General features: G+C 47.8%; 2 protein-coding genes. Both read left to right on the forward strand.

Translation table 11 applies throughout. The features are described from left to right. On the forward strand, positions 1-214 hold a 214-nt coding region (locus BWI97_RS26780), incomplete at its 5' end, for a tautomerase family protein (protein ID WP_102203468.1). Between the two features lie 37 nt (positions 215-251). Further along, positions 252-647, forward strand: coding sequence for a DUF2255 family protein (locus BWI97_RS26785; RefSeq protein WP_199182134.1), 396 nt, complete (start codon positions 252-254; stop codon positions 645-647). The last annotated feature ends 43 nt before the right edge of the window (positions 648-690 follow it).

A 690-nucleotide genomic window follows, 5' to 3' on the forward strand; every position in this document is an offset into this window, starting at 1 on the left:
TTTGGAAGGAAAGACCGAGGAACAGAAACAGAAGCTGGCCCTGGCCTTGATCAAAGCCGCACGTGAGGTAATCGGTTATGGTGATGAATCTTATTCGGTGACCATTGAGGACTTTTCTACTAAGAGCTGGTTCGATACGGTTTACGAGCAGGAGATCATGGGTAAAAAAGACATTCTCTACAAAGCACCTGGTTACAAAGATTACCGCAAGTGAGCAGGCTGTATCTATCCGCTTGCTTTAACTATATAAAATGATGAGCAGTAACGAAAACAAGTTTCCGGCCCAAGAACTACAGCTTATCGACCAAGCTGATGACTTGAAAATTTCGCCTCTTCGTGCTGACGGAGTAAGTTTTGGCACGCCGACTTGGATATGGTCAGTTGTGGTGGATGGGAATTTGTATGTGCGTGCCTATAACGGTAAATCCAGCAGTTGGTATCGATCAGCCGTGCAAATGCAGATCGGCCGCATCCATGCAGCAGGTAAGGTAACTGATGTAACCTTCGAAACGGTCTCAAGGAATCTGGATGCGGCCATTGATCAGGCCTATGCGGCTAAATATACGGGCAGCCCGTATTTGGCCCCCATGCTCAGCGAACGCACAAAGCAAGCCACCATTCGCATCCTGCCCGATAGGGCCGAATAAAATACGAAGTGAAAGTCTTGCCAGTTCCAGACAATCGGAATCG

It is taken from the genome of Siphonobacter sp. BAB-5405 (assembly GCF_002872335.1).
Taxonomy (GTDB): Bacteria; Bacteroidota; Bacteroidia; order Cytophagales; family Spirosomataceae; genus Siphonobacter.